Genomic DNA, 16,369 nt, shown 5'->3' with positions numbered 1-16,369 from the left:
TAACTGGTTGTTCATGCGGAACTTCTCCTCGGGCGGGACTGCCCGAACAGGAGTCTGCTATGGACTGTGGCGACTTGTTAACTGCTTGGAATAGCCGAAATCCGTACAGTTACGGGACATAGTCCGGCACCGGACATAGCTTCGCGCCGTCTGCATGAACCGCCACCTGCATGGCGTTGAAAATTTCCAGGAAATCAAGATCCGCCACAGCAAGTTTGCGGCCCATCGCTTCGCCCAGGAAGCGGCACCAGCGCTCGCCCGGTTTGCCACTGCCAGCCCGTCGGGCTTCATCGCCGGGATCAAGGCCGCCCAGCGCCAGATCGTGGCGACGGATGACGAGGCGCGCGAGACGTTCCTGCGCAAGCGCGGCTTCAGCAAGGCCGAGGCCCAGCGGGTCATCCAGACGGTCCTGGCCGAGGAGGGCCATCCGCCCGAGACGATCTTTGACTTCATCAGCGGGATCACGGCCCGGGCGAGGAGCGAGGCGCACCAGGACAGCCGGATCGCCCTTGAGGCCAGGGCGCAGGTGCTGATGAAGCAGGCTGCGCACTGACGGCTCCGGACGGGTAGGGCAGGTCGGCGGCATTCCAGACCCGCGGCCTTGCCCTTACCTTTTTCCCCCGATCATGCTAGTGAAAGAAAGGCCCCTAGGGATGAATGCGATGATCGACACACTGAAGTTTGCCCGATCGTTTCAGGAAGCAGGGTTCGAAGCCCGACAGGCCGAAGCCCTTGCCGTCGCGCTGGCTGAGGCGAGTTCGCAGGGACGTGAGGACCTGGCCACCAAGGCCGATCTTCGGCAGCTTGAAAACAAACTTGAGACTAAAATCGATGCCGTAGAGGCAAGGATGGGTGCTGGTTTCAGCCAGCTGCGTCTGGAGATGAAGGCCAGCATCGCCGACGTTAAAGCAGATATGGTGCGTTGGCTGATCGGCAGCCAGGCTGTGCTGCTGATGGCCCTCGTTGCTCTCTCCAACTTCACGAAGGCATTCAATTAAACTCTATGTATCGCGACACAGTTCAGTGTTTTCTGCCTGTTCAATGATTTATTGATTAGAAGCGGGCGGCAGCTGCCGAGCATCAGAGGCGGCCGACACAGCAAAGAGATGCGCTGTTGATCGCGAAACTCCGCCACTTTCCATTTGCCAAAATAACCAAGACGCGAGCGCCAAAGCTTTTCTCAGGCGGGCCGGTGTTCGCCTGAAACACTGGGCCAGTGCTACCTGCCGGCCAGCGCCGCATCCGGCGATCCGTAAAAGACTGTCGCTGTCGGTATAGGGCAGTGCCGCCAGATCTCTTCCCTGTTTCAGCATTAATTATGACCGATTGCCGCTGGCCGATCCGCTCATCAGCGTCGGGAAATGGCTGCGTGGCAGGCAAGGCAGGACAAGGCACTTCTCAGAATGACCTCCGCCGCCGCGCGACGGCTCGGATCGCAGAGGATCCCTCGATCCTCAGTCCAGACCAAGTCGAAGAGGAAGGGGAAAGAAGAAGGCAGAAACACAAGGGAGAGGAAGCGTCACGTCCTTTCCCCTTGTTACTTTCGGACCCGTTGCAGAGTGTAGGCTCTGACAGCTTTCTGGCTCCGCCCGGGCGTGCCCGTATCTGGTGTTCAATTCAGATGCCGTGACCCGGGTACGCTGGGCAGGAAGCCCGGCATGGCCTTGCTCTTACCTTTTTCCCCCGATCATGCTATTTACAGAAAGGCCCCCAGGGATGAATGCGATGATCGACACGCTCAAGTTTGCCCGATCGTTCCAGGAAGCAGGGTTCGAGGCCCGGCAGGCCGAGGCCCTTGCCGTGGCATTGGCCGAGGCGACCACACAGGGGCGTGAGGACTTGGCCACCAAATCCGATCTTCGGCAACTCGAGGCGAAAATGGATGCCGGCTTCGGCCAGGTGCGCCTGGAGATGAAGGCCAGCATCGCCGACGTCAAAGCAGATCTGGTGCGCTGGCTGATCGGCAGCCAGGCAGTGCTGCTGATGGCCCTCGTCGCCCTTGCCAACTTCACGAAGATCTTCAATTAAGTCTTTGATGCGCCGACGCAGAGCAGCGTTCGCAAGACGTCCGATTCCCGTCTGATCTGGATCGGGCGGCGGCCGCCAAGCGCCGGAGTACTCGATGCAGCGGAAAAGACCCGCTGCTGAACGCGAGCGTGCGCCGCGCCTCGCTTCTCCACATCCTCTTAAAACATGCAAGTTGCAGCGCCAGACAGCCTCCTCTGGCGGACCGGCGCTCGTCTGCAGCACGAGGCTGCGCCTTTCGGTCTGCACCTCGGGTCGAGACCGAAGGGGAAGGAGGGAAGGAAAGGGGGAAGAGGCGAGGGGTGAGAAGCATCACCTCCTTGCCTCTTCTCGCCCTTCATTCCTTTCTGGGAGATCTGCCATGACCTCAGACCTAGCCGCGGCCGGCGCCCGCCTGTGCGGGATGCTCGGCGGCGCCTGGCTTGGACAGCACGGCATGTGCCGCTGTCCGGCCCACAAGGATCGCACGCCCTCGCTCAGTATCCGTACTGGCGAGCAGACGCTTCTTTTCAAATGCCATGCAGGCTGTTCTCAATCGTCTGTGTTGGCGGCCATCCGCCGGTACGAGCCGCACCTGGGCGGGTGTCGCCTGAAGGCCTTGCCGCCTGAGCGCAGTCTCCAGGAAATCCAGGCCTGGGTGGAGAGGCTCTGGGGCGAGGCCGTGCCGGTCCAGGACACGCTCGCCGCCCGGTATCTGGAGGCGCGTGGCCTGGTCGTCCCTAAGAGCGCGCCCTTGCGTTTCCTGCCCCGCTGCCGCCACCGGCCAAGCGGGCGTCGGCCCCCGGTCTTGCTGGCAGCCTGCCAGGACCTGGACGGTCGGCTTGTGGCGTTGCACCGCATTTACCTCGACCCGAGCGAACCGCGCCTCAGCTCTTGCGAGCCCCGGCGCATGCTGACCAATGCGCCCGGCAACAGTGCAGTGCAGTTGGCCCCGGCCAGCCGCATCTTAGGAATTGCCGAGGGCGTCGAGACGGCCCTGGCCGCGATGCAGCTTCACAACATTCCGGTCTGGGCGGCGCTGTCGAGCACGCGGCTCTATCAACTCAGGCTGCCCGAGGGCGTCAAGACTTTGGTGCTGTTTGGCGACAATGACGAGGCCGGACGCCACGGCGTTGCCCGCGCGCAGGCCACCTATGCCAGTGCCAACCTCGAGATACTGGCCCGGTTCCCCGACCCGCCCTGCAACGACTGGGCCGACGTCGTCAGACCGGCCTGAAGAAACCCTTCTTCCTCACCTGTGCCGCTGCAACCGGATGCTCTTTCTCGAGCAGGCCGGGCGCGCGGGCTTGCTGAAAGGCTTCCGCCATGACCCAAAGTTCCGATGATCCGGCGCACAAGGCCCGCATTCGCGAACTCAATGACCAGTTGCGCCAGGCCCCGTTTGACACGAGCCTCGGCCAAGTGGTGCTGACCACGGCCGTCGCCGACTTCCTTCGATCCGCGCCGGAGCTGCTGCCCAAGGAATGGCTGGCACGCCGACTGTTTCTGCTGCGCGCTTTGGCCGCGTTCGATGCGTTCGACGAGACCAACGATCCTACAGAAGAACATCACTTCGGGCTTTTCGAGGTCTGGGACCGCACCTTCTTCTTCAAGATCGATTACTACGACACGGCCGGCCGCAAGGGGAGCCCCGACCCCGCCAACCCGGCCGTCACCCGCCGGGTGCTGACCATCGGCTTTCCCGAGGATTACTGAAGAGTTTCGGTGGCCTCAAGGGCACTGCCCCCGCCAGGCAGCTCAACGTTTTTCCCCCATCTGCCCTGATCCCTGCCGCTCTGGCCTTTCTTCGCGCCTGTCCGCGCGGGGCGCCGTCGTGCTGTGCGGGTGCCGTCAGGGCCTTCGCTTGAAAGGAACTTCTCTCATGTTCAAAGACCTGCTTAAGCTGTTCCAGAACACCCTCCGCCTGCGCTTGCGCCTACGCCAACGCCCGCGCCCCGTTCTTCTCCTGACGCGGCGCATCGGCGCGCCCGCCGAGGGTCCCGGCACGGATCATTCCGCCCGCTGGCGGGCCCGGCAGATCGAGCGCAATGCCGAATGGATGCGCGACTTCTGGGGCGTCAAGCACACGCTGATCCACGACACGAAGAGTCCGGGTGGGCCGCTGTCGGTGACGCCCCTCAAGGTCGAGCCGCACTGGTATGTGCTCAAGCACCTGGCCCGCTGGTCCCGCGCGCAGTATGAGGCGGCGCCTCAGGGCGCCATCGACCGGGCGGTTGCCGAGATCCTCGGCATCAGCCTGACCCATGCAGTCCTCATGCGCTTAGGGCCCGAAAACCCCCGCCCGATCTGGCCCGACACGCTCATCGAGCGCGACGGCCGCTACCCCTGGGCCACCCCGGAGACCCATGCCTTCTGGAGCCGGCTCGATACGGTGTCCGAGGCCGAGTGGGCTGACATTGCCGCTGCCGCCAGCCTCCAGCGCGAGCACCTGCGTCAGCACTGGCGAGAGATCCACCGGATCGCGCTTACCTACTACTCGGACTACCACGATGTCCTCCGGCAGGCGGTCAGCACCGCGCCCCACGTTTATGGATCTGGCGATGCCCAGCGCCTTGCCCACCTCAAGACGCGGGCAACCTTTGAAATCCTGGCAACCCATGTGGCGGGCAAGCATGTGCCCTGCCGCCATCTGGCGCTGTTCGGCATTCGCTCCGTCGCTGATCTCCTGAAGCCCGACCTTCCGCCGGCTGCGGATCCGAAGGCGCCCCGGCCATGAGAGAGGCCAAGGTGTCCATGCAGCAAAGGTCCCCAGCCTTTGAGGAGGAAGTGATGCGCACCCAAAAGCCCTGTGCCGGTGCACCCTGGCCCGAACACCCGTCGCCCCTGCGCCGGCGCTTGAGCGACTACACCCGCGCCTACCGGCTGGCGCAGCGCCTGTTCGAGCGCCATGGCCGGCCTGTCGCCATCATCGCCCAGGACTGCCCGATCCAGGCGCACTGCGTCCTCTGGGGCGAGGATGTGTTTTGCCTCAAGCTGGAGGGGCAGGAGCCCAGGCCCTACCGGCTGGTCTCGACTATTTTCTAAGCCGGCTTTTGCCGCAGAAAGGTCTTACAGCACAGTTGCATCTGATTTGTGGCCAACCTTGAGGTCGACCATTACTTAGGATCCGAATTATTCATACCGTGCGGAGTAGCCTACATGGGAGATGCTCTGTGGCCGCAGCCGAGAAAAAAACTATTAGTTTGCCGTCCGACCTGACATCTTACATCGATCCCAGAGTAAAAGCTGGCGATTATGCATTGGCAAGCGAAGTGATCCGTGCAGGCTCGATGGCCCTGAAAGAGCGCGACGAGACAGTTGAACGCTGGTTGCAGATGCAGGTGGCGTCCAGTTTTGATGCGATGCTTTTGGATCCAGCCCGGGCTGTCCCGGTCGACGATGCTTTTTCCCGTGTGCGGGCTCGGCATGCTGGGCATCTGAAGGGCCAGAAATGATTTGGCGGGCATTCATTCTTTCGCCTGAAGCCAAAGCTAATCTCATCTCATTATAGAATTAGATCGCAAGCATAGCCCCATCGGCAGCTGCGCTGAGTCAAATCGAGCGCCTCTAGCCTTACGTGCGAGGCTTTGATTTGGCTTCCCACCGTGACCAGCGCCGCGACGATATACGGCCAGGGCTACGAACTGTTGGTTTAAAGCCTCGTGTGGCAACTGCATTTGCAGTTGCCGACGACCGAATGATCATCCTTGGCTTCTTTTACGGCGGTCAAGGCTGGCAGGGGATTAAAGCACTGGAATCCTCAGTCTCTGGTTCGGAATTGAAGACAGCTCTCGAAAAATCGGCTTTTCTCATGCGGGTGACCTGTGTGTTTGGGCGCCCTGGACGGGAAGCAAAGCAGGTCAACATTAAAGCCGGCAAGCCTGCTGCCTTGAAAACGCAATCGGACCAATTGGGCAGAAGCAGTGGCTCTGCCAGTTTCGGAACACGATTGTTTGCAAGGCGTTGCAGTGTATTCAGTCGCTCCGCTCGGAGCGGGCGCCCTGTCATGTTCGAAGGGGCGCCCGCTCCGAGCGATTTCGCAGGTGGAGCCGTCCCCATGAGCAATAACCGTGACAACGACAAGCCGGCACGTGTCCTGACAAATCGGCAAGGGCACCCGATCACCAACAACCAGTCCCAGCGCACAGTGGGGTCCCGTGGACCCGCGACGCTCGAGAACTATCAGTTTCTTGAGAAGATCACACATTTCGATCGGGAGCGCATTCCTGAACGCGTTGTCCACGCACGCGGCTTTGTCTGCTACGGCGAGTTCGAGGCCACAGGAAAGATCGGCGATGAACCCGCGTCGAAATACACCCGCGCCAAGCTGTTTCAGGAGGCGGGCAAGAAGACGCCGCTCGCGATCCGGTTCTCTACGGTGATCGGCGGCCGAGATTCGTCTGAAGTCGCTCGCGACCCGCGCGGCTTCGCCGTTAAATTCTATACCGAAGACGGCAACTGGGACCTGGTCGGCAACAACCTTGCTATCTTCTTCATTCGCGACGCGATCAAGTTCCCGGACGTCATTCACTCGCTGAAACCCGATCCGGTGACATTCCGGCAGGAGCCGAACCGCATATTCGATTTCATGTGCCAGACGCCGGAATCGATGCATATGCTGACGCATCTGTTCAGTCCCCGGGGGATACCGGCGACCTACCGGCATATGGAAGGCTTCGGGGTGAATACCTACAAGATGGTCAACGCTGCCGGGGGTACGGTGCTGGTCAAGTATCACTTCCACCCGCGCTGCGGCGTGGCCAGTCTGACGGCCGAGGAAGCCGCAAAGGTGCAGGGACAGGATCTCGGCTCTGCTTCGAAGGACCTGTACGAAGCGATCGAACGCGGCGACTATCCGCAGTGGGATATGTACGTCCAGATCATGGAAGACCACGAGCATCCCGAACTTGACTGGGATCCGCTCGATGATACCAAAATCTGGCCCGAGAAGGACTTCCCCCTCCGTCATATCGGCGTCATGACTCTGAACCGTAACGTCGAGGATCACCACAACGAGAATGAGCAGATAGCGATGGGCACCGGCGTGCTCGTCGACGGGCTCGATTTCTCGGATGACAAGATGCTGGTCGGGCGAACCTTCTCCTATTCAGATACGCAGCGCTATCGCGTCGGCACCAACTATCTCCAGTTGCCGGTCAACCAAGCCAAGAACGCAAAGGTCACAACCAATCTGACCGGCGGCCAGATGTCGTTCCGGCGCGAGACCGCCGAGGGGCAGAACCCCCATATCAACTTCGAGCCATCCGTTCATTACGGGCTTCAGGAGAGCGGGCGCGATGAACCGATCAACCACCCCGAGATCCATGGCCGGCTGACGCGCAGCGTGCTTGAGCGTCGCAACGACTACGTCCAGGCGCGTGGCCGCTATAATACGATGATGGACTGGGAGCGCGACGATCTGGTCAAGAACATGGGAACCATGCTTGGCCAGTGCGAGCGGGACGTGCAGGAGCGGATGCTTTGGCATTTCTTCCTGATCCATGACGATTATGGAACGCGCGTCGCTGAAATGCTTGGCATGAACGTCGATGATGTACGCTATCTGACCCCTTTGCCGAAGCAGGTGCTCACCGACGAGGACGAGCAGCGCCTCCGCAACCTTGGCCGCAACGGGGATAAGATCGATCCCGAGGTCTGGGGCCAGTGGACGAGCTCGGTCCAGAACTACCAGGCCAAGGCCGAGGAGGTGCTGGGCGGGATGCCGGCTCTTGGCTCCCAGGCGCCAGGACGGCAGGCGGCCGGATAAGGCAGGATAAAGCAGCCGGGATCGCCTGTTCTCGCGCTCTGCCGCATTGGAAAACCGGCTGCCAATTCCTGAGGCGGCGTTGGCGTGCTGAGCGGGGTGCTAGGCTCTGGCCGGCTGCGCAGGTGACGTGGCTGGTCAGCGGGCGCAGGGCGTCGGTCGAGACGTGGGCGACGGGACGCCCGCAGCGTATCGTCCGGATCGAGCTTGGAGCGACTGAAGGCCAGTAGCACCGTCAGATTGTCGAGATCACTGCCCAAAGCATAGGCGGGCATGACGGCGAACACGGCCTGACTGATAGGATGGCGCATGTGCAGTTCGCGGCAGGCGACGATCTTGAGAACCCTGACGGCCGGCTCGCTCTCGAGCAGCTGAAGGTCGGGCGAGATCAGCCGCAGCGAGGCGAGAATCTCGGCAAGGGTTGTCTCAAGCTCGAGCAATTCCACAACTTGTGGGGCGGGCGAGAAATCAACAGCGGTGATGCCGCCTATGTCGGCGGCTGGGTCTGACCAAGGCCAGAGGAGCATGTGTAGAGGGAGGCTCTGCACATGAAGCGTCAGGCGGTGATAAAACCAGGGTCTGTTTGTGAAGAGATAACCTCTCCACAAACAGGCGCGCAGTGTGAGTTAAGATGCGTACTGGCGCGCTGCCTCGGCAACAAAGGCTGAGCGGGTCAAGCCTCGAATGCTGGCGGCCTTATCGATTAACTCGAGGGTGTTTTCGTCGATGCTCAGGTTGACCCGCTTGGTTCGACCAAAGGGCATGAGTGCAGGCAGCATGACGGTTGTATCGGCCTCGGCAAAATCTTCGGCTAACTCGGGGGTGGCGCGCAACTCTGCCAAGGACCGAGCACGCGGCAGTGCACCGCCAGAGGCGATCAAGGCAGCAAGGTGAGTAGTTAATACACGACGGGCAGTTGTGACCGCCTCATCAAGTCTTCCGTCTCAGCGTGGGCGGTAAATCCACCCACGTCCGGTGTAGCGACGCCATATCCGCCTGAGCGTGAGTACTTTGCGAAAAGACCACCGGCTGGCCGGGTGCCGAGGGCACCGCCTGGACATCGGCCGGACAGGAGGGCGGCGCTCAGGAAAGTTCGGCCAGCAGCAGGCTATTCGCCAATAAAGCCACGAGTTCGGCCTGACGCTTCGTGCCTGTCTTCAGGAGAATGCGCTTGCAATAGGTGCGGGCCGTCGAGATCGTCAGGCCCATCTCCGTGGCAGCATCGTCGAGCGGCAGGCCGGCGGCGAGGAGCAGGGCGAGCCGGGCTTCGGAGGCGGTGAGATCGTGAAAGGCCATGATTGCGCCGAGCAGGTCTTCGCGCCCGAAATTCGCGCCGCGCAAATAAAGCATCACTGCATGGCTGTGGCTCATCGAGGAACGCAGCTGCCGCAGGACCATGAAAAGCGGCTGCGCGTCGGCCCGCTCCAGCCTGAGGAAGGCAGGGGCGGCCTCCTTGCCGGCGCGCAACGCGGTCAGCATGGCCGCCAGGGCATGTGATGCCCGGGCCGGCAGGTTGAGGCGGTCCGGCGCCCGGCTGCGCAGGCCCTCCCGCGCCATGAGACGTTCCGCCTCGCGATTCATCCGGACGATCCGCCCCTCGCTGTCGAGTATGACGGCGCCGATGCCGACTTGCCCCAGCGCGCCGGCAAAAAGGGTGGACTGGGTTCGGTAGCGCTCGATCCGGCAGTAGTATTCTGCCGCCCTGCTGATGAAGGGCAGCACCGCACCGATGGCCTGCCAGTCGGCGTTTGAGAAGGCCCGGCTGCGCGCACCGTTGAACCAGGCGTCGACACCATCGAACCGCCCGAGATAAGCGAAGAAGGCATGGGTCATCCCGAGCGGCTCGCACAGTTCGCGGTAATAGTCCGAAGACGTGAGGGCCGGCCGCTCGATCAGGTCCTCATAGCTGTAGAGGCGGCATTGATGCAGGCCCGCATACCGGATGGGGTCCTTGAACTGATAGATCTGCCGGTAGAGTTCGGCGATGCCGTCGGCATCTTCGTCGGCCGACGTGCGGATGAGCGCGTGTGCCGGGCTGTCGGCCCGGGTAAACTTGATCATGCTGCGCGTATCGCCCACCAGCGTGTTGAGGGCTTGGAACAAGGGCAACCAGGGGCGCGGCGCGATCGGGGCCTCCATGATGCCGGCCAGGACATCCTCGCGCATCCTTCCCTCCTTCTCGACAGAGCCGCCTTGGGTACTGTGCCATCTGGGGTGCTGTGCCATTCGGGTTGCTGTGTCGTCAGCCTTTGCAGCATCGCACGCGGTCACGGTTACAGCAAGACGGGCAGTGTCTGAACAGTCCCCATTTGGTGACTGTGGCGACCGTCGTTTTGACGCACGCTAAGCCGCGAGAAAAGCAAGGACTGGAGGAGAAAACGCCATGAGCGCGGCGGCGCCCCTGATGCCGGAGATTGATTTTGCCTATGACGACCTGCCTGACCTGCACGATGTCTTGGACGCGCTGCGCCAGGCAGGGCCAGTCGTTCCGGTCCAGTTCCATGGCCAGGTGGCCTGGCTCGTCCTGAGCCATGCGGAGCTGGCACAGGCGTTCACCGACACTGTCAACTTCGACCCCGCGCCCGGCTATCTGGAGCGGACGGAAGAGTCGATGGGCCGAACGCTCCTCGGCCTGACGGGCGATGAGCACCGTATCACCCGGGCGATGGTGGCCGCCCCCTTCATGCCGGCGCGCGTGCGCCAGTACGTGCAACCGCTGATCGAGCCGATCGTCCAGGAGCTGCTCGACCGGATCGAAGGGCAGGAGGAAGTGGAGTTCGTCTCCGCGTTCACCCGGCCGTTCCCCTTCACCGTGATCACGCGCCTGCTGTCGATCCCGGTCGCCGATGAAGCGCTGTTCCTCAAATGGGCGGTCAAGCTCATCGACCACCCCTGGGACCCGGACGGCGCGATGGAGGCCAAGGCCGGGTTCGATGCCTACATGGAAGGCCTGATTGAGGACCGGCGTCACCGGCCGCAGGATGACTTCATCACCATGCTCGTGCAGTCCGAGTTCGAGGGCCGGACGCTCGATAACGAGCGCATTCTCTCGCTCTTTCGGCTGTTGTTCCCGGCAGGCTCCGACACGACCTACAAGAACGGGGGCAGCCTGTTCGCCGCCGTCCTCTCGGACCCGGCAGTCCGGGCGCTGGCAGCCCAGGGCAGCGATGCCGACCGCGCAGCGATCGTGACCGAGGGGCTGCGCTGGCAGACGCCGACCGCGCTGCTGCCGCGCATGGCCCCGCACGATGCCGAGCTCGGCGGCGTGCGCATCAAGGCCGGGGACTGGATGCTGTTCGGCATCACCGCCGCGAACCACGACCCCATGGTCTACAAGGACCCGCGCCGGTTCGACCCCGCGCGGGACAATCGCGAGCTCCTCTCGTTCGGCAGGGGCGTGCACTTTTGTCTGGGCATGCACCTGGCGCGGCGCGAGCTGGAGACGGCGCTGCGCCTCGTCTTCGAGCGCTTCCCGGCCCTTCGCCTGACGCCCGGCAAGCCGGTGGAGTTTATCAGCGCCATTCTGCGTGGGCCGCGCGCGCTGTGGGTGCAGCCTTACGGCGGATCTGAAAGCCTGAGCGGAGTTTCCTGACATGAAAGAGGTGGTGAACGTGACGTTCCGGCTGGCCGGCGGAGAGACGGTGATCCTCAGCGGCGAGACGGGTGAGACGCTGATGAGCTGCGCTGTTGCAAACGACGTCAAAGGCATCATCGGTGAATGCGGCGGCTGGATGGCGTGCGCCACATGCCATGGCTATGTGGGAGAGGAATGGCTCTCGCGCCTGCCGCCGCCCTCGGATCAGGAGCGGGCGATGCTCGAGGGCTGCATTGATGTGCGCCCAACCAGCCGCCTGACCTGCCAGATCATTCTGGATGCAACGCTCGACGGCCTTAGCGTCGCGGTGCCGGCATCGCAGACCTGAGAGAGGCGAGGCAAGGACTTGTGGCAGAGGAGGGACAGCCATGCGGGTGCTGGTGATCGGCGGTTCGGGCTACATCGGCGGCAGCGTCGCCCTGCGGCTTGCCGCCATGGGGCATGACGTGACGGTCGCGTCGCGGCGGCCGCCGGCGGCGGCCAGTGCCATGAGTGGCCTGCCTTTCCTCTCCGGCGACTATGTGGCAGGCGACTTTGATCAAGGGACGCTTGCGCGGTTCGACGCCGTTGTTCACGCCGCCGGAAACGACATCCGCCAGCGCCCGCAGGGCGAGGATGAGGAAACCCATCTCGCGCGGGCCAACGTGCGCGGCATACCCGACTTCTTCCGGGCAGTACGCGACGCCGGCGTCGGGCGCGGGGTTTATGTCGGCAGCTTCTATCCCCAGGTGGTGCCGCACCGGATCGCGCTCAGCCCTTACATCCGCTCGCGCCTTGCCGCCGATGAAGGCGTGCGGGCGCTGGCCACAAGCGACTTTTCAGTGTGCAGTGTCAATCCGCCTTACATCGTCGGGCATCTGGAGGGCGTCAGTTCGGGCTGGCTCTTGGCCCACGCCGCTTATGCGCTGGGTGATATGCCGGCGGCGCCCATCTTCGCCATTCCCGGCGGGGTGAATTATATGTCGCTGGCTGCCGTGACCGATGCGATCATCGGTGCGCTGGAGCACGGGGAGGCGGGCAGGGCCTATCTGGTTGGCGACGAGAACCTGTCGTTCCATGACTATTTCGGGATGTTCCGCCGCGCGGCCGGGCTTCCGGCCAACCTGCCGATCCGCAACGAGGAGCATCCGGTGCTGCCCGACTGGGCGCTTTATGCCGGTCGGGGCGGGGAGGCCTATTTCGAGCCGGACGCGAGGGACGCCGCACGCCTTGGCTATCGCCGGGGCGACGTCGGGGAGGCGATTGCCGAGGTGGTGCGCGCCTATCGCCAATAACTATGAAAAACAGAAGCTTTTTCTGCTTCTGGACCGAAGCGTAAACTCAAGAACAATCAAATAAAACATGGGGAGAGTAATGTGAAGAGTTTAAATAATTCTCTTCAATTGGCGTGTGCTTCTCTTGCCGTCGTGGTCGGACCGGCTCTTGCCCAGCAGCCAGAACGATCGCAGGCTGGTGCGCTCGAGGAAATCGTCGTCACCGCGCAGAAGCGCACCGAGAGCCTGCAGACGACGCCGGTGGCCGTCAGCGCCATCACTGCGGCCTCGATCGAGCAGCGCGGCATTACTGACATCAGCACGCTGACGGCAGTAGCGCCGAACATTGCCGTCACCACGGCACCAGCTTCGAGTTCGAACACCGCCATCTTTATTCGCGGCATCGGCGATCAGGAACCCGTGCTCACATCCGATGCGCCGGTCAGCATTTATGTCGACGGGATCGTGCTCGGCCGGTCGACCGGCGCCGTCTTCGACCTGGTGGATCTCGAGCGGATCGAGGTGCTGCGCGGGCCGCAGGGCACGCTCTACGGGCGCAACACCATCGGAGGCGCGGTCAATTTCATTACTGCAAAGCCGGCGCAGGAGTTCGGCATCAAGCAACGCTTCACGTACGGCAGCTGGGACCAGTGGCAGTCGCGCACGACGCTCGATACCGGCCTGCTGGGCGACACCGGCCTGCGCGCCAAATTCTCCTACGTCCACCGCGAGCAGGACGGGTATGTGAACGATCCGACCGCGCCGAGCAACCGCGACCCCGGCGCGCTCAACATCGATGCGGTGCGCGCTGCCGTCGCCTTCGACCAGGGCGGGGCCTTCCGCGCCGACTACGCTTTTGACTTCAATCATCGCGAAAGCATCGCCCCGGCCTATCAGGCAACCGTGATCCGCCCCGACGTGCTGGCCTTTCTCAATAATTCGCCGTCGCTGGGCGGGGCAGCCCCGGTGGTCTCAAGGTCACGGCTCAAGCGGATCGCGCTTGATGGTGACGGATTGCTGACCGACAAGGTCTGGGGGCATACCCTGACGCTCGAGGCGGACCTTGGCGAGAACACGACCCTGCGCTCGCTGACCGGCTACCGCAAATGGCGCAACGTCGACCGGGGCGACGACCTGGACGGGCAGGCGGGTATTCTCGGCCAGACGGTCGACCCCATTATTCTGGCGGGCGGCCCCTTCATCCCGACGGGCGTCCAGCCGATCAGCCTGTTCTATTCCGACAACCGTCGGCGCCAGCACCAGTGGTCGCAGGAGTTCAACCTCTTGGGCTCGCTGGGCGACAGGTTGGAGTATGTGCTCGGGCTGTTTTATTTCAAGGAAAAGAGCCGGGAGGAAAATCCGCAGTTCCCGACCATTGTCCTGACGCCGGACTTTGCGACCACGGCCCAGGCCCTGCTGAGCTTCCGCCATCGCTCGCGCTCTCAGGCGGCTTTTGGCCAGCTGACCTATGAACTGACCGATCAGCTGAGCGTGACGGGCGGCCTTCGCTATACCAGCGACAAGAAGAGCCTCGACCAGATTGCGCCGTTCCCGCGGGACTTGTCCCGCAAATTCGACCGCTTCAACTGGACGGTCTCGGCCGATTACAGGCTCACCCAGGACGTGCTCGCCTATGCGAGGGTTGCAACAGGCTACAAGGCCGGCGGCTTCAACGCGCGCTCATCCAACTCCGGCTACAGCCCGGAAGATCTGACGTCCTACGAGCTGGGGCTGAAGTCCGAGTTCCTCGACCGGCGGGTGCGGCTCAACGCGGCGCTGTTCTACGCCAAGCATGAGGACCTGCAGATCCAGCAGTTCCAGGCGGGCTCGCAAGGGTCGACCAGCGTCACCGTCAACGCGGGACAGGCCGATTACAAGGGCATTGAACTTGAAGGACAGGCGCTGCTGATGGACGGGCTCACCCTCTCGGGCGCGCTCGGCTACATCGACAGGAAGTACAAGCAGTTCCTCATCCTCGATCCCGCGACCAACCAGATCATCGACGTGGCGGATACGGCCCGCTTCCCGCTCTCGTCCAGCCTCACCTGGAACGCTGCCCTGCAATACGAATTGCCGCGCTTTGATTTCGGGCAGCTGTCGGCGCGGGTCGAATACAATTATCGCGGCAAGGTCTATTTTCACCCGACCCTGGTTGGCACGCCGCTCAACGACGAGATCGCCGGCGAGGCGCGCGGCCTGCTCGATGCACGGCTGACATTGTCCGAGCTGTCGCTCCTCGGCGAGGGGGCCTCGATTGCGGTCTGGGCGAAGAACCTGACGGACAAGGCCTATCGCATCCACGGCATCGACTTCGGTGCTCTCGGCTATGCCGGCAACGTCTACGGCGAGCCGCGCAGCTTTGGCGTTGATCTGAACTTCAGTTTCTAAAAAGGACGGCGACCATGGAGAAGATGCAGCAACCGCAGAAGTTCGCGGTGAACATTGCAGAGGATGTGCTCGAGGATCTGCGCCAACGGTTGCGCCGGACCCGCTGGCCGGACGACTTCGGGAACGATGACTGGCGCTACGGCGTCAACGGCGACTACCTGCGCTCGCTCGTTGACTACTGGGCCGAGGGTTTCGACTGGCAGGCGCAGCAGCAGGCAATGAATCGCTTCGACCATTATCGCGTCGCGATCGATGACATCCCGATCCATTTCCTGCGGCAGCCGGGAAAGGGGCCGAGCCCCATTCCGATCATCCTGACCCACGGCTGGCCCTGGACCTTCTGGGATTACCGCGACGTCATCGAGCCTTTGTCCGACCCGGCACGGTTCGGCGGCGATCCGGCAGATGCCTTTGAGGTGATCGTGCCTTCCTTGCCGGGCTTCGGCTTTTCCACACCGCTGCGGACAACGGGCATCAACTTCTGGAGCACGGCGGATCTCTGGCAGCGGCTGATGACCGATGTGCTCGGCTTTTCCCGTTACGCGGCCCAGGGCGGTGACTGGGGGGCCATGATCACCACCCAGCTCGGCCACAAGTATGCCGACAGCCTCTATGGCATACAGGTCTCAGCGCCAATGACGCTGAACGCCTTCTCCGGCGCGCGCCCCTACGATCTGCTCGGCGCGCATGTCTCCCAGTTGCCGCCTGACGTCGCAGCGCAGGCGATCGCTGCGGAGCGGCGCATCGCCAGCCATGTGACCGTGCATCTGCTCGATCCGCAGACGCTGGCCTATGCGATGCATGACTCTCCGGTCGGGCTGCTTGCCTGGCTGCTGGAACGGCTGCGGGCGTGGAGCGATTGTGGTGGCGATGTCGAGAGCCGCTTCTCGCGTGACGACATTCTGACCAAAGCCACCCTTTACTGGGTAACGGAGAGCTTCGGCACGACAGTGCGATTCTATGCCGAAGCGGCCCGCCAGCCCTGGCAGCCATCGCATGAGCGGATGCCCATGGTTGAGGCGCCCTCCGGTGTATCCATGTTTCGCAATGATGGCGCGGGACTGTTCGGCGAGGCGATGCTGCCGATCTACAACCTCCACCATTTATCAGAACATGGTTCGGGCGGCCACTTTGCACCAATGGAGGAGCCGCAACTGCTGATCGAGGATATCCGGTCAACCTTCCGGACGCTGCGCTGGCAGCAGCAGAAGACGTCGCAAGCCGGTTGAGGTTCCCCTGTTAGCAAGTGGGCTCGTGCTGGTCATGGCTTGAAGTCCAGATCCCGAGTGATGCGCAAAATCGTCGGGACAAAAGTGCGGCGGGTAGAGCGATTGTTTGCGGCCTGATGCAGGCGCAGTGACTGCT

At 62.8% G+C, this 16,369-nt stretch carries 16 protein-coding genes and 1 pseudogene; 15 read left to right on the top strand and 2 right to left on the bottom strand.

All coding sequences use genetic code 11. The features are described from left to right. Positions 1–154: 154 nt before the first annotated feature. From VIG90_RS04820 to VIG90_RS04775, 10 genes are all read left to right on the top strand, one after another. Entirely contained in the window at positions 155–553 is a 399-nt protein-coding gene (locus VIG90_RS04820; RefSeq protein WP_331592320.1) for a hypothetical protein, read from the top strand. A 109-nt stretch (positions 554–662) separates the two neighbouring features. Next, positions 663–998, top strand: coding sequence for a hypothetical protein (locus VIG90_RS04815; protein WP_331592319.1), 336 nt, complete (start codon positions 663–665; stop codon positions 996–998). 727 nt (positions 999–1,725) lie between these two features. Continuing rightward, positions 1,726–2,028 carry a hypothetical protein gene (locus tag VIG90_RS04810; RefSeq protein WP_331592317.1) on the top strand — a complete coding sequence of 101 codons (303 nt, stop codon included), beginning with the start codon at positions 1,726–1,728 and terminating at the stop codon, positions 2,026–2,028. Positions 2,029–2,386: 358 nt separating this feature from the next. Continuing rightward, entirely contained in the window at positions 2,387–3,241 is an 855-nt protein-coding gene (locus VIG90_RS04805; protein ID WP_331592316.1) for a DUF7146 domain-containing protein, read from the top strand. A gap of 89 nt (positions 3,242–3,330) precedes the next feature. After that, positions 3,331–3,720 carry a DUF3768 domain-containing protein gene (locus VIG90_RS04800; protein ID WP_331592315.1) on the top strand — a complete coding sequence of 130 codons (390 nt, stop codon included), beginning with the start codon at positions 3,331–3,333 and terminating at the stop codon, positions 3,718–3,720. Positions 3,721–3,886: 166 nt separating this feature from the next. Further along, entirely contained in the window at positions 3,887–4,741 is an 855-nt protein-coding gene (locus VIG90_RS04795) for a hypothetical protein (protein WP_331592314.1), read from the top strand. A gap of 53 nt (positions 4,742–4,794) precedes the next feature. After that, entirely contained in the window at positions 4,795–5,049 is a 255-nt protein-coding gene (locus tag VIG90_RS04790) for a hypothetical protein (RefSeq protein ID WP_331592313.1), read from the top strand. 128 nt (positions 5,050–5,177) lie between these two features. Further along, complete coding sequence (locus VIG90_RS04785) at positions 5,178–5,459, top strand: ribbon-helix-helix domain-containing protein (RefSeq protein ID WP_331592312.1); 282 nt, start codon at positions 5,178–5,180, stop codon at positions 5,457–5,459. Positions 5,460–6,061: 602 nt separating this feature from the next. Continuing rightward, a complete protein-coding gene (locus VIG90_RS04780; protein ID WP_331592311.1) occupies positions 6,062–7,771 on the top strand; it encodes a catalase in 1,710 nt (569 codons plus the stop codon). Between the two features lie 308 nt (positions 7,772–8,079). After that, positions 8,080–8,277 carry a hypothetical protein gene (locus tag VIG90_RS04775; protein ID WP_331592310.1) on the top strand — a complete coding sequence of 66 codons (198 nt, stop codon included), beginning with the start codon at positions 8,080–8,082 and terminating at the stop codon, positions 8,275–8,277. A 117-nt stretch (positions 8,278–8,394) separates the two neighbouring features. Here the strand turns inward: VIG90_RS04775 and VIG90_RS04770 are convergent. Both VIG90_RS04770 and VIG90_RS04765 read right to left on the bottom strand, forming a co-directional pair. Further along, positions 8,395–8,691: pseudogene (locus tag VIG90_RS04770) on the bottom strand (type II toxin-antitoxin system HicB family antitoxin); the annotation flags it as partial. A gap of 160 nt (positions 8,692–8,851) precedes the next feature. Continuing rightward, a complete protein-coding gene (locus tag VIG90_RS04765) occupies positions 8,852–9,934 on the bottom strand; it encodes a hypothetical protein (RefSeq protein WP_331592309.1) in 1,083 nt (360 codons plus the stop codon). Positions 9,935–10,151: 217 nt separating this feature from the next. On the opposite strand from VIG90_RS04765, the gene VIG90_RS04760 reads away from it, so the two are divergent. The 5 genes from VIG90_RS04760 to VIG90_RS04740 all read left to right on the top strand — a co-directional run bounded on the left by VIG90_RS04760 (position 10,152) and on the right by VIG90_RS04740 (position 16,233). Then, on the top strand, positions 10,152–11,360 hold the full coding sequence (locus VIG90_RS04760) for a cytochrome P450 (RefSeq protein WP_331592308.1): 1,209 nt from the start codon (positions 10,152–10,154) through the stop codon (positions 11,358–11,360). A gap of 1 nt (position 11,361) precedes the next feature. Beyond that, positions 11,362–11,691: a 2Fe-2S iron-sulfur cluster-binding protein gene (locus VIG90_RS04755; protein ID WP_331592307.1), complete on the top strand. Its 330-nt coding sequence runs from the start codon at positions 11,362–11,364 to the stop codon at positions 11,689–11,691. Between the two features lie 40 nt (positions 11,692–11,731). Further along, complete coding sequence (locus VIG90_RS04750) at positions 11,732–12,637, top strand: NAD-dependent epimerase/dehydratase family protein (RefSeq protein ID WP_331592306.1); 906 nt, start codon at positions 11,732–11,734, stop codon at positions 12,635–12,637. An 81-nt stretch (positions 12,638–12,718) separates the two neighbouring features. After that, the gene (locus VIG90_RS04745) at positions 12,719–15,004 is read left to right on the top strand and encodes a TonB-dependent receptor (RefSeq protein ID WP_331592305.1); all 2,286 of its coding nucleotides are present in this window, start codon (positions 12,719–12,721) and stop codon (positions 15,002–15,004) included. 14 nt (positions 15,005–15,018) lie between these two features. Beyond that, positions 15,019–16,233 (top strand): epoxide hydrolase, encoded by a 1,215-nt coding sequence (locus VIG90_RS04740; protein WP_331592303.1) that lies wholly within the window; start codon positions 15,019–15,021, stop codon positions 16,231–16,233. Positions 16,234–16,369: the final 136 nt, after the last annotated feature.

Origin of the sequence: Pedomonas sp., from assembly GCF_036515995.1 — a bacterium.
Lineage (GTDB): Bacteria > Pseudomonadota > Alphaproteobacteria > Sphingomonadales > Sphingomonadaceae > Pedomonas.
This window is presented reverse-complemented; position numbering and strand designations above follow the sequence as displayed.

Bases quoted from the DNA above. Each gene is read 5' to 3' on its own strand.
- VIG90_RS04820 (WP_331592320.1), top strand. From the start codon at position 155: ATGAACCGCCACCTGCATGGCGTTGAAAATTTCCAGGAAATCAAGATC.
- VIG90_RS04815 (WP_331592319.1), top strand. From the start codon at position 663: ATGATCGACACACTGAAGTTTGCCCGATCGTTTCAGGAAGCAGGGTTC.
- VIG90_RS04810 (WP_331592317.1), top strand. From the start codon at position 1,726: ATGATCGACACGCTCAAGTTTGCCCGATCGTTCCAGGAAGCAGGGTTC.
- VIG90_RS04805 (WP_331592316.1), top strand. From the start codon at position 2,387: ATGACCTCAGACCTAGCCGCGGCCGGCGCCCGCCTGTGCGGGATGCTC.
- VIG90_RS04800 (WP_331592315.1), top strand. From the start codon at position 3,331: ATGACCCAAAGTTCCGATGATCCGGCGCACAAGGCCCGCATTCGCGAA.
- VIG90_RS04795 (WP_331592314.1), top strand. From the start codon at position 3,887: ATGTTCAAAGACCTGCTTAAGCTGTTCCAGAACACCCTCCGCCTGCGC.
- VIG90_RS04790 (WP_331592313.1), top strand. From the start codon at position 4,795: ATGCGCACCCAAAAGCCCTGTGCCGGTGCACCCTGGCCCGAACACCCG.
- VIG90_RS04780 (WP_331592311.1), top strand. From the start codon at position 6,062: ATGAGCAATAACCGTGACAACGACAAGCCGGCACGTGTCCTGACAAAT.
- VIG90_RS04765 (WP_331592309.1), bottom strand. From the start codon at position 9,934: ATGCGCGAGGATGTCCTGGCCGGCATCATGGAGGCCCCGATCGCGCCG.
- VIG90_RS04760 (WP_331592308.1), top strand. From the start codon at position 10,152: ATGAGCGCGGCGGCGCCCCTGATGCCGGAGATTGATTTTGCCTATGAC.
- VIG90_RS04755 (WP_331592307.1), top strand. From the start codon at position 11,362: ATGAAAGAGGTGGTGAACGTGACGTTCCGGCTGGCCGGCGGAGAGACG.
- VIG90_RS04750 (WP_331592306.1), top strand. From the start codon at position 11,732: ATGCGGGTGCTGGTGATCGGCGGTTCGGGCTACATCGGCGGCAGCGTC.
- VIG90_RS04740 (WP_331592303.1), top strand. From the start codon at position 15,019: ATGGAGAAGATGCAGCAACCGCAGAAGTTCGCGGTGAACATTGCAGAG.